Here is a 1,086-nt window from a genome sequence, read left to right on the forward strand (position 1 = left end):
AGGCGACGAAGTGGTTGATACCATGCTTCCAAGAAAAGCTCCTAAGCTTCAGATAACTGGGAACCGTACCCCAAACCGACACAGGTGGTTAGGTAGAGAATACCAAGGCGCTTGAGAGAACTCGGGTGAAGGAACTAGGCAAAATGGCACCGTAACTTCGGGAGAAGGTGCGCCGGCGAGGGTGAAGGACTTGCTCCGTAAGCCCATGCCGGTCGAAGATACCAGGCCGCTGCGACTGTTTATTAAAAACACAGCACTCTGCAAACACGAAAGTGGACGTATAGGGTGTGACGCCTGCCCGGTGCCGGAAGGTTAATTGATGGGGTTAGCGCAAGCGAAGCTCTTGATCGAAGCCCCGGTAAACGGCGGCCGTAACTATAACGGTCCTAAGGTAGCGAAATTCCTTGTCGGGTAAGTTCCGACCTGCACGAATGGCGTAACGATGGCGGCGCTGTCTCCACCCGAGACTCAGTGAAATTGAAATCGCTGTGAAGATGCAGTGTATCCGCGGCTAGACGGAAAGACCCCGTGAACCTTTACTATAGCTTTGCACTGGACTTTGAATTTGCTTGTGTAGGATAGGTGGGAGGCTTTGAAGTGGGGACGCCAGTTCTCATGGAGCCATCCTTGAAATACCACCCTGGCAACTTTGAGGTTCTAACTCAGGTCCGTCATCCGGATCGAGGACAGTGTATGGTGGGTAGTTTGACTGGGGCGGTCTCCTCCCAAAGAGTAACGGAGGAGTACGAAGGTGCGCTCAGACCGGTCGGAAATCGGTCGTAGAGTATAAAGGCAAAAGCGCGCTTGACTGCGAGACAAACACGTCGAGCAGGTACGAAAGTAGGTCTTAGTGATCCGGTGGTTCTGTATGGAAGGGCCATCGCTCAACGGATAAAAGGTACTCCGGGGATAACAGGCTGATACCGCCCAAGAGTTCATATCGACGGCGGTGTTTGGCACCTCGATGTCGGCTCATCACATCCTGGGGCTGAAGCCGGTCCCAAGGGTATGGCTGTTCGCCATTTAAAGTGGTACGCGAGCTGGGTTTAGAACGTCGTGAGACAGTTCGGTCCCTATCTGCCGTGG

At 53.6% G+C, this 1,086-nt stretch carries 1 rRNA gene; it reads left to right on the forward strand.

The window, feature by feature from the left end:
* Nucleotides 1–1,086, forward strand: a 23S ribosomal RNA gene (locus QYE47_RS27245); the annotation flags it as partial.

It is taken from the genome of Pseudomonas sp. 2,4-D, from assembly GCF_030418155.1.
GTDB classification, from domain to species: Bacteria; Pseudomonadota; Gammaproteobacteria; order Pseudomonadales; family Pseudomonadaceae; genus Aquipseudomonas; species Aquipseudomonas alloputida.